General features: G+C 68.2%; 17 protein-coding genes. 3 read left to right on the forward strand and 14 right to left on the reverse strand.

Annotated elements, in window-relative coordinates:
- The first annotated feature begins 201 nt into the window (after nt 1-201).
- The 3 genes from ubiD to G7A98_RS12560 all read left to right on the forward strand — a co-directional run bounded on the left by ubiD (nt 202) and on the right by G7A98_RS12560 (nt 4,116).
- Entirely contained in the window at nt 202-1,686 is a 1,485-nt protein-coding gene (gene ubiD / locus G7A98_RS12550) for a 4-hydroxy-3-polyprenylbenzoate decarboxylase (RefSeq protein WP_163650022.1), read from the forward strand.
- Nucleotides 1,687-1,721: 35 nt separating this feature from the next.
- On the forward strand, nt 1,722-2,552 hold the full coding sequence (locus tag G7A98_RS12555) for an NAD(P)H-flavin reductase (protein ID WP_163650023.1): 831 nt from the start codon (nt 1,722-1,724) through the stop codon (nt 2,550-2,552).
- A 505-nt stretch (nt 2,553-3,057) separates the two neighbouring features.
- Nucleotides 3,058-4,116, forward strand: a complete 1,059-nt coding sequence (locus tag G7A98_RS12560) for a 3-deoxy-7-phosphoheptulonate synthase (RefSeq protein ID WP_163650024.1) — start codon at nt 3,058-3,060, stop codon at nt 4,114-4,116.
- A 49-nt stretch (nt 4,117-4,165) separates the two neighbouring features.
- On the opposite strand, the gene cyoD is transcribed toward G7A98_RS12560, so the two are convergent.
- The 14 genes from cyoD to G7A98_RS12630 form a co-directional block, all read right to left on the reverse strand.
- Nucleotides 4,166-4,519 (reverse strand): cytochrome o ubiquinol oxidase subunit IV, encoded by a 354-nt coding sequence (gene cyoD, locus G7A98_RS12565; RefSeq protein WP_163650025.1) that lies wholly within the window; start codon nt 4,517-4,519, stop codon nt 4,166-4,168.
- Nucleotides 4,516-5,139, reverse strand: coding sequence for a cytochrome c oxidase subunit 3 (locus G7A98_RS12570; protein ID WP_163650026.1), 624 nt, complete (start codon nt 5,137-5,139; stop codon nt 4,516-4,518). The genes cyoD and G7A98_RS12570 overlap by 4 nt, the downstream gene beginning before the upstream one ends.
- Entirely contained in the window at nt 5,136-7,247 is a 2,112-nt protein-coding gene (locus G7A98_RS12575) for a cbb3-type cytochrome c oxidase subunit I (RefSeq protein ID WP_240464747.1), read from the reverse strand. The genes G7A98_RS12570 and G7A98_RS12575 overlap by 4 nt, the downstream gene beginning before the upstream one ends.
- The gene (locus G7A98_RS12580; protein ID WP_163650027.1) at nt 7,244-8,212 is read right to left on the reverse strand and encodes a cytochrome ubiquinol oxidase subunit II; all 969 of its coding nucleotides are present in this window, start codon (nt 8,210-8,212) and stop codon (nt 7,244-7,246) included. The genes G7A98_RS12575 and G7A98_RS12580 overlap by 4 nt, the downstream gene beginning before the upstream one ends.
- A 201-nt stretch (nt 8,213-8,413) precedes the next feature.
- Complete coding sequence (gene ppk1, locus G7A98_RS12585) at nt 8,414-10,618, reverse strand: polyphosphate kinase 1 (protein ID WP_163650028.1); 2,205 nt, start codon at nt 10,616-10,618, stop codon at nt 8,414-8,416.
- 43 nt (nt 10,619-10,661) lie between these two features.
- Nucleotides 10,662-11,669 (reverse strand): porphobilinogen synthase, encoded by a 1,008-nt coding sequence (gene hemB / locus G7A98_RS12590; protein WP_163650029.1) that lies wholly within the window; start codon nt 11,667-11,669, stop codon nt 10,662-10,664.
- Between the two features lie 162 nt (nt 11,670-11,831).
- Nucleotides 11,832-12,629 carry a twin-arginine translocase subunit TatC gene (gene tatC / locus G7A98_RS12595; RefSeq protein WP_163650030.1) on the reverse strand — a complete coding sequence of 266 codons (798 nt, stop codon included), beginning with the start codon at nt 12,627-12,629 and terminating at the stop codon, nt 11,832-11,834.
- Nucleotides 12,626-13,024 (reverse strand): Sec-independent protein translocase protein TatB, encoded by a 399-nt coding sequence (gene tatB / locus G7A98_RS12600; protein WP_163650031.1) that lies wholly within the window; start codon nt 13,022-13,024, stop codon nt 12,626-12,628. The genes tatC and tatB overlap by 4 nt, the downstream gene beginning before the upstream one ends.
- 6 nt (nt 13,025-13,030) lie before the next feature.
- On the reverse strand, nt 13,031-13,306 hold the full coding sequence (gene tatA / locus G7A98_RS12605; protein ID WP_163650032.1) for a Sec-independent protein translocase subunit TatA: 276 nt from the start codon (nt 13,304-13,306) through the stop codon (nt 13,031-13,033).
- Nucleotides 13,307-13,336: 30 nt separating this feature from the next.
- Nucleotides 13,337-13,675, reverse strand: coding sequence for a phosphoribosyl-ATP diphosphatase (locus tag G7A98_RS12610; protein ID WP_163650033.1), 339 nt, complete (start codon nt 13,673-13,675; stop codon nt 13,337-13,339).
- Nucleotides 13,676-13,724: 49 nt separating this feature from the next.
- Nucleotides 13,725-15,347, reverse strand: coding sequence for a ubiquinone biosynthesis regulatory protein kinase UbiB (ubiB, locus tag G7A98_RS12615; RefSeq protein ID WP_163650034.1), 1,623 nt, complete (start codon nt 15,345-15,347; stop codon nt 13,725-13,727).
- Nucleotides 15,344-15,991 (reverse strand): SCP2 sterol-binding domain-containing protein, encoded by a 648-nt coding sequence (locus G7A98_RS12620; RefSeq protein ID WP_163650035.1) that lies wholly within the window; start codon nt 15,989-15,991, stop codon nt 15,344-15,346. Before G7A98_RS12620 ends, ubiB begins: the two co-directional genes overlap by 4 nt.
- Before the next feature lie 7 nt (nt 15,992-15,998).
- A complete protein-coding gene (gene ubiE / locus G7A98_RS12625; RefSeq protein WP_163650036.1) occupies nt 15,999-16,745 on the reverse strand; it encodes a bifunctional demethylmenaquinone methyltransferase/2-methoxy-6-polyprenyl-1,4-benzoquinol methylase UbiE in 747 nt (248 codons plus the stop codon).
- A 154-nt stretch (nt 16,746-16,899) separates the two neighbouring features.
- Nucleotides 16,900-17,283 carry a DUF971 domain-containing protein gene (locus G7A98_RS12630; RefSeq protein WP_163650037.1) on the reverse strand — a complete coding sequence of 128 codons (384 nt, stop codon included), beginning with the start codon at nt 17,281-17,283 and terminating at the stop codon, nt 16,900-16,902.
- Nucleotides 17,284-17,318 lie beyond the last annotated feature (35 nt).

The following is a 17,318-nucleotide window of genomic DNA, read 5'->3' on the forward strand; positions in this document are numbered from 1 at the left end:
CGCCTGCTCATGTACGGCTCGTACACTCCGCGGCCCTCGCTCGGTCGGATTCGCCTTGTCTCCGCTGCGCTCATGACGCGCCGATGGCCAGCTAACCGAACTCGACAGGTCAGAGGTCGGGCTCATGGCGGTCAGGCGCAGCATCTTGGAGGGGCAGCATGCTATGCTGCCCCTTTCGTCGTTCGGGAAACGAGAAACCCCATGAAGTATAGGGACTTGCGCGAATTCATCGCGGCACTCGAGGCGCAGGGCGAACTGCATCGCGTCACCGCCGAGGTCGATCCTTACCTGGAGATCACCGAGATCTGCGATCGCACGCTGCGGGCCGGCGGGCCGGCGTTATTGTTTGAGAACGTCAAGGGTCACGCGATGCCGGTGCTCGGCAACCTGTTCGGCACGCCCCGGCGGGTGGCGCTGGGCATGGGGCAGGACTCGGTCGCGGCGCTGCGCGAGGTCGGCGAGCTGCTGGCCTTCCTCAAGGAGCCCGAGCCGCCGAAGGGGTTCCGCGACGCCCTCGACAAGCTGCCGGTGTTCCGCCAGGTGATGAGCATGGGACCGAAGCCCGTCCGGCGCGCGCCCTGCCAGGAGGTGGTGCTCGAGGGCGACGACGTCGATCTCGATCGCATCCCCGTGCAGCACTGCTGGCCGGGGGACGCCGCGCCGCTGGTGACCTGGGCCCTGGTGGTCACCAGGGGGCCGCAGAAGACGCGCCAGAACCTGGGGATCTACCGCCAGCAGAAACTCGGCAGCAACCGCCTGATCATGCGCTGGCTTTCCCATCGCGGCGGCGCGCTGGACTTCCAGGAATTCCAGCAGGCGCATCCCGGCGAGCCCTTTCCGGTGGCCGTGGCGCTGGGCGCCGACCCGGCGACGATTCTCGGCGCGGTGACCCCGGTGCCGGACACGCTTTCCGAATACGCCTTCGCCGGGCTGCTGAGAGGCTCGCGCACCGAGCTGGCCAAGTGCGGCCACGCGGACCTGCAGGTGCCGGCTTCCAGCGAGATCGTCCTCGAGGGGTTCATCTATCCCGACGATGTTGCCGAGGAGGGCCCCTACGGCGACCACACCGGCTACTACAACGAGATCGAAACCTTCCCGGTGTTCACCGTCGAGCGCATCACCCACCGCCGCGAGCCGATCTATCACTCGACCTACACCGGGCGCCCGCCCGATGAGCCGGCGGTGCTGGGGCTGGCCCTCAACGAAGTGTTCGTGCCGATCCTGCGCAAGCAGTTCCCCGAGATCGTCGACTTCTACCTGCCGCCGGAGGGCTGCTCCTACCGCATGGCGGTGGTGACCATGAAGAAGCAGTATCCCGGCCATGCCAAGCGCGTGATGATGGGCGTGTGGAGCTTCCTGCGCCAGTTCATGTACACCAAGTTCGTGGTGGTGCTCGACGACGATGTCGATGCGCGCCGCTGGGAGGACGTGATCTGGGCCATCACCACGCGCATGGATCCGGCCCGTGATACGGTGATGGTCGAGAACACCCCCATCGATTACCTGGATTTCGCCTCGCCGGTAGCCGGGCTGGGCTCGAAGATGGGGCTCGACGCGACCAACAAGTGGCCGGGCGAGACCACACGGGAATGGGGGCAGCCGATCGTCATGGACGAGGGCGTCAAGGCCCGGGTCGACGCGCGCTGGGACGAGCTGGGCATTCCGCTGCCCGATGAATCACGCTGAGGCCGGCGGGCGCCGGCCATTGAGATGAGGACAGCATGACGGCAAGGACCCTGACCTTCCAGGTCACCTCGGTGGAGGACCTGACACCCGACGTCTTCCGCGTGCGGCTCGAGGGCCGTGCCGAGGCCGTGGCCCACGCGCCGGGGCAGTACCTCGAGCTCAAGCTCGACGACGACACCTGGGTGCCGTTCTCGATCGCCAACGCCCACCGCGGCGACGGCAGCATCGAGCTGCACATCCAGCACTGGCCGGAGCGCAGCAATTCGCGTCGCCTGCGCGAGCTGATGCAGCACCTCGCCACGCTCACCGTGCGCCTGCCGGGCGGGGAGTGCGTGCTCGACGCCGACAGCCGCCGGCCGCTGCTGTTGATCGCCGCCGGCACCGGCTTCGCCCAGATGAAGGCGCTGCTCGAGGCGGTCTTTGCCGCCGACGACGCCCTGCCGGTGCAGTTCTGGTGGGCGGTGCGCGAGCGCCGCGATTTCTACCTCGAGAGCCTGGCCCGCGAGTGGGCCGAACGCTATCCCAACTTCACCTTCCATGCCGTGACCGAGGAGCCGCTCGAGCCCGGATTCGAGAGCGAACGCGTCTTCGCCCACCGCGGGCGCATCGACGAGGCGCTGGCCGCCTCGCTCGACGATGTCTCCGGCCACGATGTCTACCTCTCGGGCTCGCCGGGCATGGTCTATGCCTGCATCGACACCCTGGCCCCGCTCGGTCTCGACCCGGCGCACGTCTACTCCGACGTCTTCGCCTATGCACCGCGTGATCCGTTGTTTCCGTCGGGCGCCGGTGCGTCGGGCGCCGGTGCGTCGGGCGCCGCTGCGTCGGCTGCCCCTGAGAGAGCCGTGAAGCAGCGACAGGGGTGAGCGGTGTGCCGGGGTTGCCAACGCCGGCTGAACGTGTAGGATGAATTCACCAGATTTCGGAGACGACCATGACCCCCAGCCACCTGACCCGCATTACTGCGACTGCCCGGCCTTCGGCCGCCGGCGAGTTCGCGCGCGTGGGTGGTGGCTACGGTTATTGGTACTGGTTTACCGGCGGTGCGCCCGCCGGCGCGGCCCTGTAGGCCGAGCCGCGAGCGCACCCTGAACTGCCAGGGTTGCCTCCCTAGAACCCCCGTCGGCAACCCGGCGGGGGTTTTTTCTTGGCACCACGGTGCCGCGACATCACGAGGAGACTGACTCATGACCCGCATGCCCTTTGCTGACTACGCGTTCCAGGCCGGTTATTGCAGCGGGGGCTATTGGCGATTTAGCGACGCCCGGTCAGTGCAGTCGGCCACCTCTGACCGGGCAAGCATGGGTGGCCAACGACCGTCCCGATGTCCCCATGCCCGCCCGTGAGGCGGCGCCAACGCAAGAGAGCGCCATGAACGCCCCCATGACCCTGAACACCGCCAAGCGCACCGAAACCTCGTCTCACCGGGCCCTGCCCACGCCTGCCGACCTGCGACGCGAACTGCCCGTCGAGCCCCCGCTGGCCGAGCGCATCGCCGCGCAGCGCCAGGCGATCCGCGACATCCTCGAAGGCCGTGACGATCGCCTGCTGGTGGTGGTCGGCCCCTGCTCGATCCACGACCCTGCCGCCGCCCTGGCCTATGCCGAGCATCTGGTGGCCCTCAACCGCCGGGTCGAGGACCGCCTGCTGCTGGTGATGCGCGTCTATGTCGAAAAGCCGCGCACCACCGTGGGCTGGAAGGGGCTCGCCTACGACCCGCACCTGGACGGCAGCGACGACATGGCCGGCGGGCTCGCGATCTCGCGGCGGCTGATGCGTGACATCGCCGCCCTGGGCCTGCCGGTGGCCACCGAACTGCTGCAGCCGATGGCCGCCGCCTACTTCGACGACCTGATCGCCTGGGCGGCGATCGGCGCCCGCACCACCGAATCGCAGATTCACCGCGAACTGGCCAGCGGTCTCGAGGCGGCGGTGGGCTTCAAGAATGCCACCGACGGCGGCATCGGGGTGGCGATCGACGCCATGCGCTCCGCCGCCCACGCCCATCGCCACTTCGCCATGGACGCCCACGGCGGCCCGGTGATGCGCGAGACCGCCGGCAACCCCTACACCCATCTGGTGCTGCGCGGCGGCCACGATGGGCCCAACTACGCGGCCGACAGCGTCGCCGCCAGCCGCCGCGCGCTGGAGGACGCCGGGCTGCCGGCGAGAATGCTGGTGGACTGCAGCCACGCCAACTCCGCCAAGGACCACCGCCGTCAGCCCGAGGTGCTGCGCGACGTGCTGGCCCAGCGCCTGGCCGGCGAGACCGGGCTGGTCGGCGTGATGCTCGAGGGCCATCTCGCCGAGGGCAAGCAGCCGCTGGTACCCGGCGCGCTGCGTTACGGGGTGTCGATCACCGATGCCTGCCTGGGTTGGGAGGATACTGCCGCGCTGCTCGAGGAGGCCGCCCGACAGCTGCGCGGCTGAGACGGCGCCTGACAGCGCCGTATCGGCGCTGTCCGCCCGTCGCGGCGGCTCAGGGCAGCAGTTCCGGGACCATCCGCCCGTACAGGTTGAAGATGATCCACAGCGTGCCGCCGACCATCAGCACCAGGATCAGCGTCGAGAACAGGATCAGGTGCAGGTCCTCGCGCTTCTGGCGGGCCAGCGAGATATGCAGGAAGAAGCGGAAGTGGACGACGACCTGGACCAGCGCGAAGCCGCCGATCGCCCAGAGCAGCGTCACCCGCGGCCAGCCGCTCCAGGCGACCAGGGCGAAGGGCACCAGGGTCAGCGCCAGCGCCAGGCCGTAGCCCCACAGGTAGCTGCCCAGTTCGCGCCTGCGCTCGTTCTCGTCGATCGTGTCGGATTGGCGTTGCGAGTCGCTCATGCCAGGCCTCCCAGATAGACCAGCGAGAAGATGCCCACCCAGACGATGTCCAGGAAGTGCCACAGCAGCCCCAGGCGCACCAGCCCGGTCTTGACCCCGGTATCCAGGCCGTGGACGCACATCTGCACCATCAGTACCACCATCCACAGGCAGGCACTGGCGACGTGCAGGCCGTGCAGCGGCACCAGGGCGAAGAAGGCCGAGAGGAAGCCGCTGCGGCTGGGCACGCCGCCTTCGCCGGCCATCTTGTGAAAGTCATGCAGTTCGAAGCCGATGAAGGCCAGCCCCAGCAGCAGGGTCACGCCCAGCCAGGCCGTCAGCCAGCCGCGGCCATGGCGATACTTGAGGCAGTAGGACGCCAGGCCGTAGGTGAAGCTGCTGGTCAGCAGCAACAAGGTCTCGAGGAAGGCGCTCTTCATCTCGAAGAGCTCGCCGGGCCCGGGGCCGCCGGCCAGGGCGTCGAGCTGGGTGACGTAGTTGGCGAAGAGCAGCCCGAAGATGATCAGGTCGCTCATCATGAACACCCAGAAGCCGAACACCAGCACCTCGCAGGCGTCGTGGGCTTCCTGGTGGGCACGGCCCAGGTTGAGGCCCGGGTGTCTGGATGGCGTCGCGGTCATTGCACGGCTCCCGACACGGGGGCGGCGGGCCGCCCGCGGTTGCTGGTGTCCTGTTCCTTGTCACGCTTGACGGCCTGGGTCTCGTCGACCTGGCGCAGCCACGCCTCGTGGGTCTCGCGCACCTCCTCGGCGCTGATGACCTTGGTGGTCCGGCGCACGAAGCTGCGCGCGATCAGCGCGCCCAGCGAGGCCACGCCGGCGAGGAGTACCAGCCACCACAGGTACCACACCAGGCCGAAGGCCATCAGGAAGCCGGTCACGGTGAGGATCGGCCCCAGGGCGCTGTTGGCCGGCATCGTGATGTCACGGTACTCGGCAGGACGCTGATAGGCCTGGCCGAGATCCTTCTCGCGCATGAAGGCATCGCGGCTGGAGACCTCGGGGATCACCGGGAAGTTGTACTCCGGTACCGGCGCCGGGGTGGCCCACTCCAGGCTGCGGCCGTCCCAGGGGTCGCCGACGGGAACGCGGTTCTCGTGGCGATGGCGAAGGCTCAGCCAGAACTGCATGACCAGGCTGAACAGGGCGAAGAGCACCACCAGGGCACCGATGCCGGCGATGATCGTCCAGGGCAGATAGGCCGGCTCGATGAAGCCCACGGCCCGGCGCGGCATGCCCAGCAGCCCCAGGGCATAGAGCGGGAAGAAGGCCAGGATGAAGCCGGCGATCCAGGCATAGGCGGCGCGATAGCCCCAGCGCGTCTCGAGCCGGAAGCCGAAGGCCTTGGGGAACCACATCTGATAGCCGGCGAGCATGCCGAACAGCAGGCCCGGCACCAGCATGTTGTGGAAGTGGGCGACCAGGAACAGGGTATTGTGCACCTGGTAGTCGATGGACGGATTGGCCAGCAGGATGCCCGTCATCCCGCCGATCACGAACAGGATGAGAAAGCCCAGCGCATAGACCATGGGGATCGTCAGACGCACCCGGCCCCGGTACATGGTCAGCATCCAGTCGTAGATCTTCACCCCGGTGGGCACGCCGATCAGCATGGTGGCGATGCCGAAGGCGGCGTTGATGCTGGGCGACTGGCCCATGGTGAAGAAGTGGTGCAGCCACACCGTGAACGACAGCACGGCGATGCACATCGTGGCGATGACCAGCCCCTTGTAGCCGTACAGGCGCTTGCCCGAGAAGGTCGAGAACACCTCCGAGAACACCCCGAAGGCGGGCAGGATCAGGATATAGACCTCGGGGTGGCCGAACAGCCAGAACAGGTTGACGTAGTTCATCATGTCGCCGCCGAGATCCTGGGTGAAGAAGTGGAAGTCCAGGTAGCGGTCGAGCGCCAGCATGGCCGTGGCCACGGTCAGCGGCGGCATGGCGAAGATCATCAGGATCGAGGTGCACAGCGCCGTCCAGCAGAGCAGCGGCATGCGGAACAGGTGCATGCCCGGCGCCCGCTCCTTGTAGATCGTCACCGCGAAGTTGATGCCGGTCATCGTCGAGCCCAGCGACGACAGCGTCACCGCCCAGATCCAGTAGTCGACCCCGGCACCGGGGTTGAAGGACGCCTCGGTGAAGGGTGGATAGCCGCTCCAGCCACCGGTGGAGAACGGCGTGAGCACCAGCGAGACCATGATCAGCGCCGCGCCGGCCGCGGTCAGGCCCAGGCTGACCGAGTTCATCACCGGAAAGGACAGGTCCCGGGCACCGATCTGCAGCGGCATCACGTAGTTGATCACCCCGGTGAGGAACGGCATGGCCATGAAGAAGACCATGATGGTGCCGTGGGTGGTGAAGAACTCGCCGAAGTGCTCGGCCGAGAGGAAGCCGCCGTCCAGGCCGACCGCCTGCTGGGCGCGCATGAACACGGCCTCGATGATCGCCCGCGCCAGCATGACCAGGGCCACGACGATGAACATGATGCCGATGCGCTTGTGGTCGACGCTGGTCAGCCAGTCCGACCACAGCCCCCGCCACTTGCCGAAGCGGGTGATCAGCACCACCGTGGCCAGGGCCCCCAGCACCACCAGCGAGGCGGCGGCGGTGACGATCGAGCCATTGACGATGTGCGAGAGGGTGGGCTGCTCGATCATCTCCCAGAAGGGCAGGGCATGCCAGTCGAGCCGGCCGAGGGCGAGGTCGAGGAAGTGATTCAGCGTCACGGCGTGCCTCCCTGCGGCTGATGAAGCGGTGTCTGGCGAGCGCTCGTGACCACGGGGCCGGGCAGCAGGGACGGTATCGGGACCCCTGCGACGATCGCCGAGAACAGGCCGTCCGGGATGGCCGAGAACCGCAGGGCGTCGTCACCCGTGCCGTCCAGCGCCCGGGCCAGCTCGGGCACGGTATTGCGCCCGTCCAGGATCTGGTAGGTCGGGCGGTCAAGTGCACGGCCTTGCCGGCGGACGCGCGCGACGAAGTCGGAGAACGCCGCGTCCGACACCGCCCGGGCGGTGAAGCGCTGTGTGTGGAAGCCCTTGCCGTTGTATTGCGAGTTCTCGCCACGAAAGCGGCCGGGGCCGTCGGCGGCGAGATGCAGGCGTGTGACCATGCCGTTCATGGCATAGACCTGGCTGCCCAGCGAGGGAATGAAGAACGACTGCATCACGGTATCGGAGGTCAGCTCGAGCGCCAGCGGCCGGTCGTCGGGAAAGACCAGCTCGTCGACGGTGGCGATGTGCTGGTCGGGATAGATGAACAGCCATTTCCAGTCGTAGCCCACGACCTGCACGTGCAGTGGCTCGTTGTCCGCCGGCAAGGGGTTGTAGGGGTCCAGCGCATAGGTCTGCCGCCAGAGAAAGACGGCGAGGATCCCCACGATCAGGAAGGGAATCCCCCAGATGACGTATTCCAGCCGCCGCGAGAAGCTCCAGCGCGGCCGGTAGGTGGCGCGGCCGCCGTAGCGATAGCGCCACACGATGACCGGCGTGAGCACGAAGACCGGCAGTACCACCACCAGGGTGATGGCGATGACGAGCCAGAAGTGGTCGCGCTGGGCCGCGGCGATCGGCCCCTGGGGGGCGAGAAAGCTCAGGTGGGCATGGCTGCATCCGGCCAGGAGCGGCATGATGGCCAGCCCGGCGGCGAAGCGGCCGAACCGCCGAGGGCACGGCGGGGTGGTGTCGGTCACGGGGGCCTCCCTACATCCCTGTCGGTCTGGACACGTGACGGTATCGATGGTCCGGCCGACCATGAGGTGGCGGCGCGGTCTGGGCCGACCTTTCCATGCCGGCGCGTCATGCCCGAATGACCGGCGGCCATCGGACTTGTCTCGGAGTGTCTTTAAACGTAGAGGATGAACGGGGCGGACTCAAACGCCCCGTGCATGGCGTCAGGCGCGAGCCGCGTAGGCGTAGAGCAGGGTTTCCTGGGCGCTGATCGGCGCGGCCTCGCCCGGCTGCTGCTGACGGTAGCCGCCGTCCTCCTGCAGCACCCAGCTCTGGCAGTTGTCCACCAGGTAGGTTTCCAGGTCCTTGCGGACCCGCTGGGCCAGCTTCTTGTCGAGGATGGGAAAGCCGGTCTCCACCCGATGGAACATGTTGCGCTCCATGAAGTCGGCGCTCGATGCCCAGGTCTCGGGCTTGCCGTCGTTGTGGAAGTGGAACACCCGGGTGTGCTCGAGGAAGCGGCCGATGATCGAGCGTACGCGGATGTTCTCCGAGATGCCGGGCACCCCGGGGCGCAGGCAGCACATGCCGCGGATGATCAGGTCGCACTGTACCCCCGCGCGGGAGGCGCGATACAGGGCGCGAATCAGCTTCGGCTCGGTCAGCGCGTTGCACTTGATGATCAGGTGGGCCTTCCGGCCCTTCTCGGCGACCTTCGCCTCGCGGTCGATCATCGCCACCAGCCGCTCATGGAGCACGAAGGGGGCGTGCAGCAGGCGCTCGATGCGGCGCGGCTTGCCCATCCCGGTGAGCTGCTGGAAGACCATGTGAACATCCTCGCAGAGGGTCTCGTTGGCGGTCAGCAGGCTGTAGTCGGTGTAGAGCCGGGCGGTCTTGGCGTGGTAGTTGCCGGTGCCCAGGTGGGCGTAGTAGCGCAGCTCGCCCTTCTCGCGGCGCACGATGTGCAGCATCTTGGCGTGGGTCTTGTAGGCCATCACGCCGTAGATGACGATCGCCCCGGCCTCCTGCAGCCGCGAGGCCAGTGCCAGGTTGTCGGCCTCGTCGAAGCGGGCGCGCAGCTCGATCACCACCGTGACTTCCTTGCCGTTGCGCGCCGCCTCGACCAGCGCGCCGACGATCGGCGAGTCGGCGCCGGTGCGGTAGAGCGTCTGCTTGATCGCCAGCACGTCGGCATCCCGGGCCGCCTCGCGCAGCAGGTCCTCGATCGGCGTGAAGGACTGGAAGGGATGGTGCAGCAGCACGTCGCCCTGGCGAATGACCTCGAACAGGCTGGTGTCGGCCTTGAGGTTCTTGGGCAGCCCCGGCGTGAAGGGGCGGTAGAGCAGGTCGGGCCGGTCGATGTCCCCCAGCACCGACATCATGCGCGTCAGGTTGACCGGGCCGTTGACCCGGTAGAGATCCTGCGGCTCGAGCTCGAACTGGGTGAGCAGGAAGTTCGCCAGCTCGTCCGGGCAGTTGTCGGCGACCTCCAGGCGCACGCCGTCGCCGTAGCGCCGGGCCAGCAGCTCGCCGCGCAGCGCCGAGGCCAGGTCCGAGACCTCCTCGGGGTCGACCGAGAGGTCGGCGTTGCGGGTCAGGCGGAACTGGTAGCAGCCGCGCACCTCCATGCCCGGGAACACCTCCTGGGCGTGGGCATGGATCATCGACGAGAGGAACACGTACTCGGTGTAGCCGGCCTCGGTCAGGGACTCGGGCAGGCGGATCACCCGCGGCAGCGAGCGCGGCGCCGGCAGGATGGCCAGCCCGCCCTCGCGGCCGAAGGCGTCCTTGCCCTCGAGCTCGACGATGAAGTTGAGGCTCTTGTTGACCAGCCGCGGGAAGGGGTGCGACGGGTCCAGCCCGATGGGGCTGATGACCGGCATGATCTCCTCGTCGAAGTACTCGCGGACCCAGCCACGCTGGGCCTCGGTCCACTGCGCGCGGCGCCGGTAGCGGATGCGCTGCTCCTCGAGCGCGGGGATCAGCACGTCGTTGAGGATGTGATACTGGCGATCGACCTGCTCGTGGGCGATGCGCGAGATCTCCGCCAGCACGCGGCGCGGCGCCATGCCGTCGGCGCCGGTGTCCTCGCTGCCCAGCATCACCTGATGCTTGAGGCCGGCGACGCGAATCTCGAAGAACTCGTCGAGGTTCGACGAGAAGATCAGCAGGAACGTCAGCCGGTTGAGCAACGGATGCGACGGGTCCAGCGCCTGCTCGAGCACGCGGATGTTGAACTGCAGGTTGGAGAGCTCGCGATTGAAGTACAGTGACGGATCGTCGAGTTCGGTCTCCGGCGAGGGCGTGGGCTTGGCGTGGATGCCGGTGCGGGTGCGGTTGACCCGCAGCGGCGGGGCCTCGCCGCTGTCGGTCGGGGTGTCGTCGGTGAGCGCTTCGCGGGGCGAGGGGGGGCGGCGCGATGCATTCATCGCAATACTCCTGCACGGCGGGAGGGCCGGCAGCCCTCCCCGGTTACTGATTGAGCAGCTGGGCGGCGCGCTTGGCGAAGTAGGTGAGGATGCCGTCGGCCCCGGCGCGCTTGAAGCACATCAGCGACTCCAGGATGACAGTATCGGCGTCCAGCCAGCCGTTCTCGAACGCCGCCATGTGCATGGCGTACTCGCCGCTGACCTGATAGGCGAAGGTCGGCACCCGCAGTTCCTGCTTGACGCGCTGCACCACGTCCAGATAGGGCATGCCCGGCTTGACCATCACCATGTCCGCCCCTTCGGCGATGTCCAGGGCGGCCTCGTGCAGGGCCTCGTCGCTGTTGGCCGGGTCCATCTGGTAGGTGGTCTTGTCGGCCTTGCCGAGGTTGCCCGCCGAGCCCACGGCGTCGCGGAAAGGGCCGTAGTAGCGCGAGGCGTACTTGGCGGCATAGGCCATGATGCGGGTGTTGTGCAGTGCCTCGCGCTCGAGCACGTCACGGATCGCGCCGATCCGCCCGTCCATCATGTCCGAGGGCGCGACCACGTCGGCGCCGGCCTCGGCGTGGGAGAGCGCCTGCTTGAGCAGGGTCTCGACGGTGCGGTCGTTGAGCACGTAGCCGTGCGCGTCGAGGATGCCGTCCTGGCCGTGGCTGGTGTAGGGGTCGAGCGCCACGTCGGTGATCAGGCCCAGCTCGGGGCAGGCGTCCTTGAGGGCGCGCACGCTGCGCTGGACCAGGCCGCCGGCGTTGAAGGCCTCCTCGGCGAACTCGCTCTTCAGCGCCGGGTCGACCACGGGGAACAGCGCCAGGGCCGGAACGCCCAGCGCCGCGACCTCGCGGGCCTCCTCGATCAGCAGGTCCAGCGACAGGCGCTCGACGCCGGGCATCGAGGGCACGGCCTCGCGCCGGCCCTCGCCCTCGAGCACGAACACCGGCAGGATCAGGTCGTCCGGGGTCAGGGTCGACTCGCGCATCAGGCGCCGCGAGAAGGCGTCCTTGCGCATGCGACGCATGCGGGTGGTCGGGTACTGGCGTGACGTTAGCTGACTCAACGGAATTCTCCAGTGGTGATGGGATCGCGTCCGCCAAGGGAAGCAGCCTGCCCGAAAGCGATGACAGGAACGTGACGATGGCGGGCATCCCCCGAGTATAACAAGGCCGTGAACGCCGGGGATGCCACCGCCTGTCGCACCCGGCCGAGGGCCGGGCGCGACTCAGGCCGCGTCGTCGGGGGTGTCGTCGCCATCGGTCGCGCGGCGGCGACGCACCAGGCGGCCGAACAGGATGCCGATCTCGTAGAGCAGCCACATGGGCACGGCCAGCAGGCTCTGCGAGATCACGTCCGGCGGGGTCATCAGCATGCCGATCACGAAGCAGCCCAGCACCACGTAGGGGCGCTTCTTCGACAGGCTCTCGACGCTGGTGGCGCCGGTCCAGATCAGCAGGAAGGTGGCGATGGGAATCTCGAACGCCACGCCGAAGGCGAAGAACAGCTTCAGCACGAAGTTGAGATACTGGTTGATGTCGGTCATCACCGCCACGTTCTGCGGCCCGGTGTGGACGAAGAAGTCGAACAGCAGCGGGAAGACCACGTAGTAGGCGAAGGCCGCGCCGCCGTAGAACAGCGCCACGCTGGAGACCAGCAGCGGCACCGCCAGCACCTTCTCGTTCTCGTAGAGGCCGGGCGCCACGAAGGCCCAGATCTGGTGCAGGACGAAGGGGATGGCGACGAACACCGCCACCACCAGGGTCAGCTTGAAGGGCGCCAGGAAGGGCGAGGCCACCTCGGTGGCGATCATCTGCGACCCTTCGGGCAGCAGCGCCATCAGCGGGTCGGCGACGAAGGTGTAGATGTCGTTGGAAAAGGCGTACAGCGCCAGGAAGATCACGCCGATGGCGATCACCGACCGCATCAGCCGCGAGCGCAGCTCGATCAGGTGCTCGATCAGCGGGGCCTGGGGCGTGTCGTCCTGGCGCTTGTCGTCGTCACGCGGGGAAGAGGTTTCGCTCATCGCGGCGTGGAATCCTTGTCGGCGGAAGCGGGCGGCGCCGACTCGGGGGCGGTCGACGCCTCGACCGGCTCGTGGGCGGCCGGGTCGGCGGTGTCAGCGGGTGACGGCGAGGCGGCCTCACGACGCGACGGCTCGCCCTCGACGCTGCGCTCGACATCGCGCCGCGCCTTGTCGAGCCCCGCGTTGAGCTTGCGGTCCTGCTCGGCGAGCTTCTGGCGCAGCTCCTCGGCCTCGAGCTGGGCGCTGATCTCGCGCTGCATGCCGGACACGCTGCGCTTGATGCGACCCACCCACAGGCCCACCGTGCGGGCCGCCCGGGGCAAGCGCTCCGGGCCCAGCACCAGCAGGCCGACCACGCCGATCAGCAGCAGTTCGAGAAAGCCGATGTCGAACATGGGCGCTTACTTCTGCTCTTCCTTGTGGCTGTCGCGCCGGGCGTCGCCGTGCTGCTCGGCCTTGACGTCATAGGTGTTGCCGTCGTCGTCATGACGCACCTGACGCTGGCTGTCGTCGGGCTTGTCCTTGTCGGCGCCGTCCTCCTCGTGCATGGCCTTCTTGAAGCCCTTGACGGCCCCGCCGAGGTCGCCGCCGATGTTGCGCAGCTTCTTGGTGCCGAAGATCAGGATGATGATGCCGAGAACGATCAGCAGTTGCCAGATACTGATTCCACCTAACATGAACTTTCTCCCCTCGGGTCTCGCCCGGATTTATTCGTTGCTGCGGGCGGCCTTCTCGTCCAGCCCGGAGATGCCGAAGCGGCGTGCCAGTTCATCGAGCACCGCCTGCGACTCGATGCCCAGGTGCGACAGCATCACCAGACTATGAAACCACAGGTCGGCGGTTTCGGCGACTACTGCCTGACGCTGCGTGTCAACGCCATCCGCGGCGTCCTTGGCGGCGATGATGGTCTCGGTGGCCTCCTCGCCGACCTTCTCGAGAATCTTGTTGAGCCCCTTGTGATGCAGGGATGCCACATAGGAGGAGTCGGGGGCGGCCTGCCGGCGTTGCGCGAGTACCGCATCGAGCTGTTGGAGAATATCGCTCATCGATGACAATCCTGAGTCAGTGGTCGAAAGGGTCTGATGAATCAGTCGCCTAGCGCCAGGCCAAGAGTATGGCGCCGAGCGCCGCGGCGGTCAGCACCGGCCAGGGCTGCTCCAGGGCCCAGGCCTGCAGGGGCTGCCAGGCCAGCGCCAGGGCCAGCACCAGCGCCCCGACGCGCAGCCGCCGCGAGCGGCGTGTCTCCTGGGCCATGTCGTCGTGGATGCGGGTCAGCGAGTCGACCTGCTGGCGCCGCTGGCGCTGCTCGCTTTCCACCCGGGCCAGCGCCTGGTGGGCCAGTACCGGCAGCTCCGGCAGCTGGCGGCTCAGCTCGGGGGCCTGCTTCTGCAGCGAGGCCCACAGCCCGCGCGGGCCGGCGCGTTCCTTCATCCAGCGCTCGAGATAGGGCTTGGCGGTCTGCCACAGGTCGAGATCGGGGTAGAGCTGGCGGCCCAGCCCCTCGATGTTGAGCAGGGTCTTCTGCAGCAGCACCAGCTGCGGCTGGACCTCCATGTTGAAGCGCCGGGCGGTCTGGAACAGCCCCAGCAGCACCTGGCCGAAAGAGATGTCCTTGAGCGGCCGCTCGAGGATCGGCTCGCACACCGCGCGGATCGCCGCGGCGAACTCGTTGGCGCGGGTGCCCTCGCCGACCCAGCCGGACTCGATGTGCAGCACGGCGACTTCATAGTAGTCCTGATGGAAGAAGGCCAGCAGGTTGCGCGCCAGATAGTCCTGGTCCTCGCGGGTCAGGCTGCCGACGATGCCGCAGTCGATGGCGATGTACTGCGGGTCGCGGGGCTTGCCGCGGGCGACGAAGATGTTGCCCGGGTGCATGTCGGCATGGAAGAAGTTGTCGCGGAACACCTGGGTGAAGAAGATCTCCACGCCACGTTCGGCGAGCCGCTTCAGGTCGGTGCCCTGGGCCTGAAGCGCCTCCAGGTCGGCCACCGGGATGCCGTGGATGCGTTCCTGAACCAGCATCCGCCGACGGGTCAGCGGCCAGTGGATCGACGGCACGTAGAGCAGCGGCGAGTTCTTGAAGTTGCGCTTGAGCTGCGAGGTGTTGGCGGCTTCCTTGTGCAGGTCGAGCTCGTCGAACAGCGTCGCCTCGTAGTCGGAGACCACCTCCACCGGACGCAGCCGGCGCGCCTCGGGCACGCGCCGCAGCAGCCGCGCCAGGGTGTACATCAGGGCGATGTCCTGGCGCATCACGCGGTCGATGCCCGGGCGGATCACCTTGACCACCACGTCCTCGCCGCTGTGCAGCCGAGCGGCATGGACCTGGGCCACCGAGGCGGAGGCCATGGGGTCGGTATCGAAGTGCGCAAAGGCGGTTTGCACGCTGCACTCGAGTTCTTCCTCGATCACCGCGCGGGCCTGTTCGCCCGGAAAGGGCGGCACCTGGTCCTGCAGGCGCCTGAGCTCGTCGGCGATATCCGGCGGCAGCAGGTCGCGCCGGGTCGAGAGCATCTGGCCGAACTTGACGAAGATCGGGCCCAGCGATTCCAGCGCCAGCCGCAGCCGTCGCGCCCGCGAGTGGGAGCCGGTGGGCAGCAGGCGCAGCGGCGACAGCCGGACCGCCAGCCGCAACAGCGGCGGCAGGCGGTCGAGCGGAATCAGGGTGTCCAGGCGGTAGCGGGCGACGACCCAGAGAATCCGCAGCGCTCGCAGGTTCACGTCATCGGCTCCCGGCGTCGGGCATCCAGCTTGCGCTGCAGGCGCGCCAGGCGGGCCTCGAGCCGGTCGGTGGCGACTTCCAGCTCGGTGAGATGATCGCGCAGCACCTCGCGCTGGGCCTGGCCGGGCAGCAGCCGGGCCTCCTCGAAGACATACTCGCTGAGGTCGGCGCGCAGCTCGTGCTGGCTGCGCAGGCCGAAGCGGGCGAAGCGTCGCAGGCCCTCGGCGAGGCTGTGGGCGGGCACGTCGCCGAACCACTCGGCCAGCGCCGCCTCCCAGTCGAGGTCGAGATCCATCAGCAGCTCGCGGGTCGCCTCGAGCAGGTGGGTCTGGCCGCGCAGCGACAGCCGGCCGCTGAACATCAGCTGTTCCAGGGACTCGCCGGCGAGCAGCGAGCCCAGCGCCTCGCAGTCGGCCTCGACGACCGCGTCGGCATCGGTCTCCTCGGCCTGGGGGGCGTGAAGCAGGCCGAGGCCCTGGGTGTGGAAGGTCACCAGCAGGGCCAGGCTCGGGCGCTCCAGGCGCAGCAGCAGGCGCTTGCCGGCAAGCCGGCGCAGGCGGCCGGGCGCGGCGGGGTCGCGGGCCAGCAGGGAATTGAAGGTCTTTTCCGCGCAGGCCAGCAGCAGGACGGGGGTCAGTGCCATCGGAACCTCAGAGCTTGATGCCGCGATGCAGGGCGACGATGCCGCCGGTCAGGTTGGTGTACTCGACACGCTCGAGCCCGGCGCGTTCCATCATCCCCTTGAGGGTTTCCTGATCGGGATGCATGCGGATGGATTCGGCCAGGTAGCGGTAGCTGTCGGCGTCGTTGGCGACGAGCTCGCCCATCTTCGGCAGCAGGCGGAAGGAATACTCGTCGTAGACCTTCGACAGCAGCTGATGGGGGGGCTTGGAGAATTCCAGCACCAGCAGCCGGCCGCCGGGCTTGAGTACCCGGGCCATGGAGGCCAGGGCGGCGTCCTTGTCGGTGACGTTGCGCAGCCCGAAGGCGATGGTGATGCAGTCGAAGGTATTGTCGGCGAACGGCAGGCACTCGGCGTTGGCCTGCACGTATTCGACGTTGCCGCCGACGCCGTGATCGAGCAGCTTGTCGCGGCCCACGTTGAGCATCGAGGCGTTGATGTCGGCGAGCACCACGCGACCGCTCGGCCCCACCAGCCGGGAAAACTTGAGGGTCAGGTCGCCGGTGCCGCCGGCGATGTCGAGGACCGACTGGCCGCGGCGCACCCCGGCACGCTCCAGGGTCAGGCGCTTCCACAGCCGGTGGATGCCCAGCGACATCAGGTCGTTCATCAGGTCGTAGCGGCTGGCCACGGAGTGGAAGACATCGGCCACCCGGGCGGCTTTTTCCTCCACGGGCACTTCCTGATAGCCGAAGTGGGTCGTGCGCTTGGTCATGGGCTTCCCTTGTCTGTGGCGGCGAACCGCCCGCCGGGCGCGGCAGGAGTCACCGGGCCCGGCGGGGGACGGCCGTGCGGGCCGCTGTCGTTGCGAAGTGGGCGCCATTGTAGCGTCGCCGGGCGTGGCTTGTCTGCGTCGCCTTGTCGCCGCCTCACAGCTGCCGGACGGGGATGCCCAGCGGCTCGCGGGAGGCGCCGGCGGCCTCGAGCCGCTTCAGGTAGTCGGCCCAGTTGGCCTCCTGACGGACGGCCAGGTCGTGGAGATAGTCCCAGCTGTAGAGGCCGGTGTCGTGGCCGTCGTCGAAGTGCAGCTTGAGGGCGTAGCGCCCGGCCTGGGTGATGTTCGTCAGGCCCACGTGCTTCATGCCGGTCTGCAGCGTGGCGGTGTCGGGGCCGTGGCCGCGCACCTCGGCCGAGGGCGAGTAGACGCGCAGGTACTCGGCGGACAGGCGGTAGGTGGTGCCGTCGGCGTAGCCGAGCTCGAGTTCGCGCGTCTGACGGTGGTAGTGCACACGGGTGGGGATCGGGGCGGTCATAAGCACCTCCGGTGAGTCATAAGCGGTAAGCTTGC

The organism is Modicisalibacter sp. 'Wilcox', assembly GCF_010993675.1.
In the GTDB taxonomy this organism is placed as follows: domain Bacteria; phylum Pseudomonadota; class Gammaproteobacteria; order Pseudomonadales; family Halomonadaceae; genus Modicisalibacter; species Modicisalibacter tunisiensis.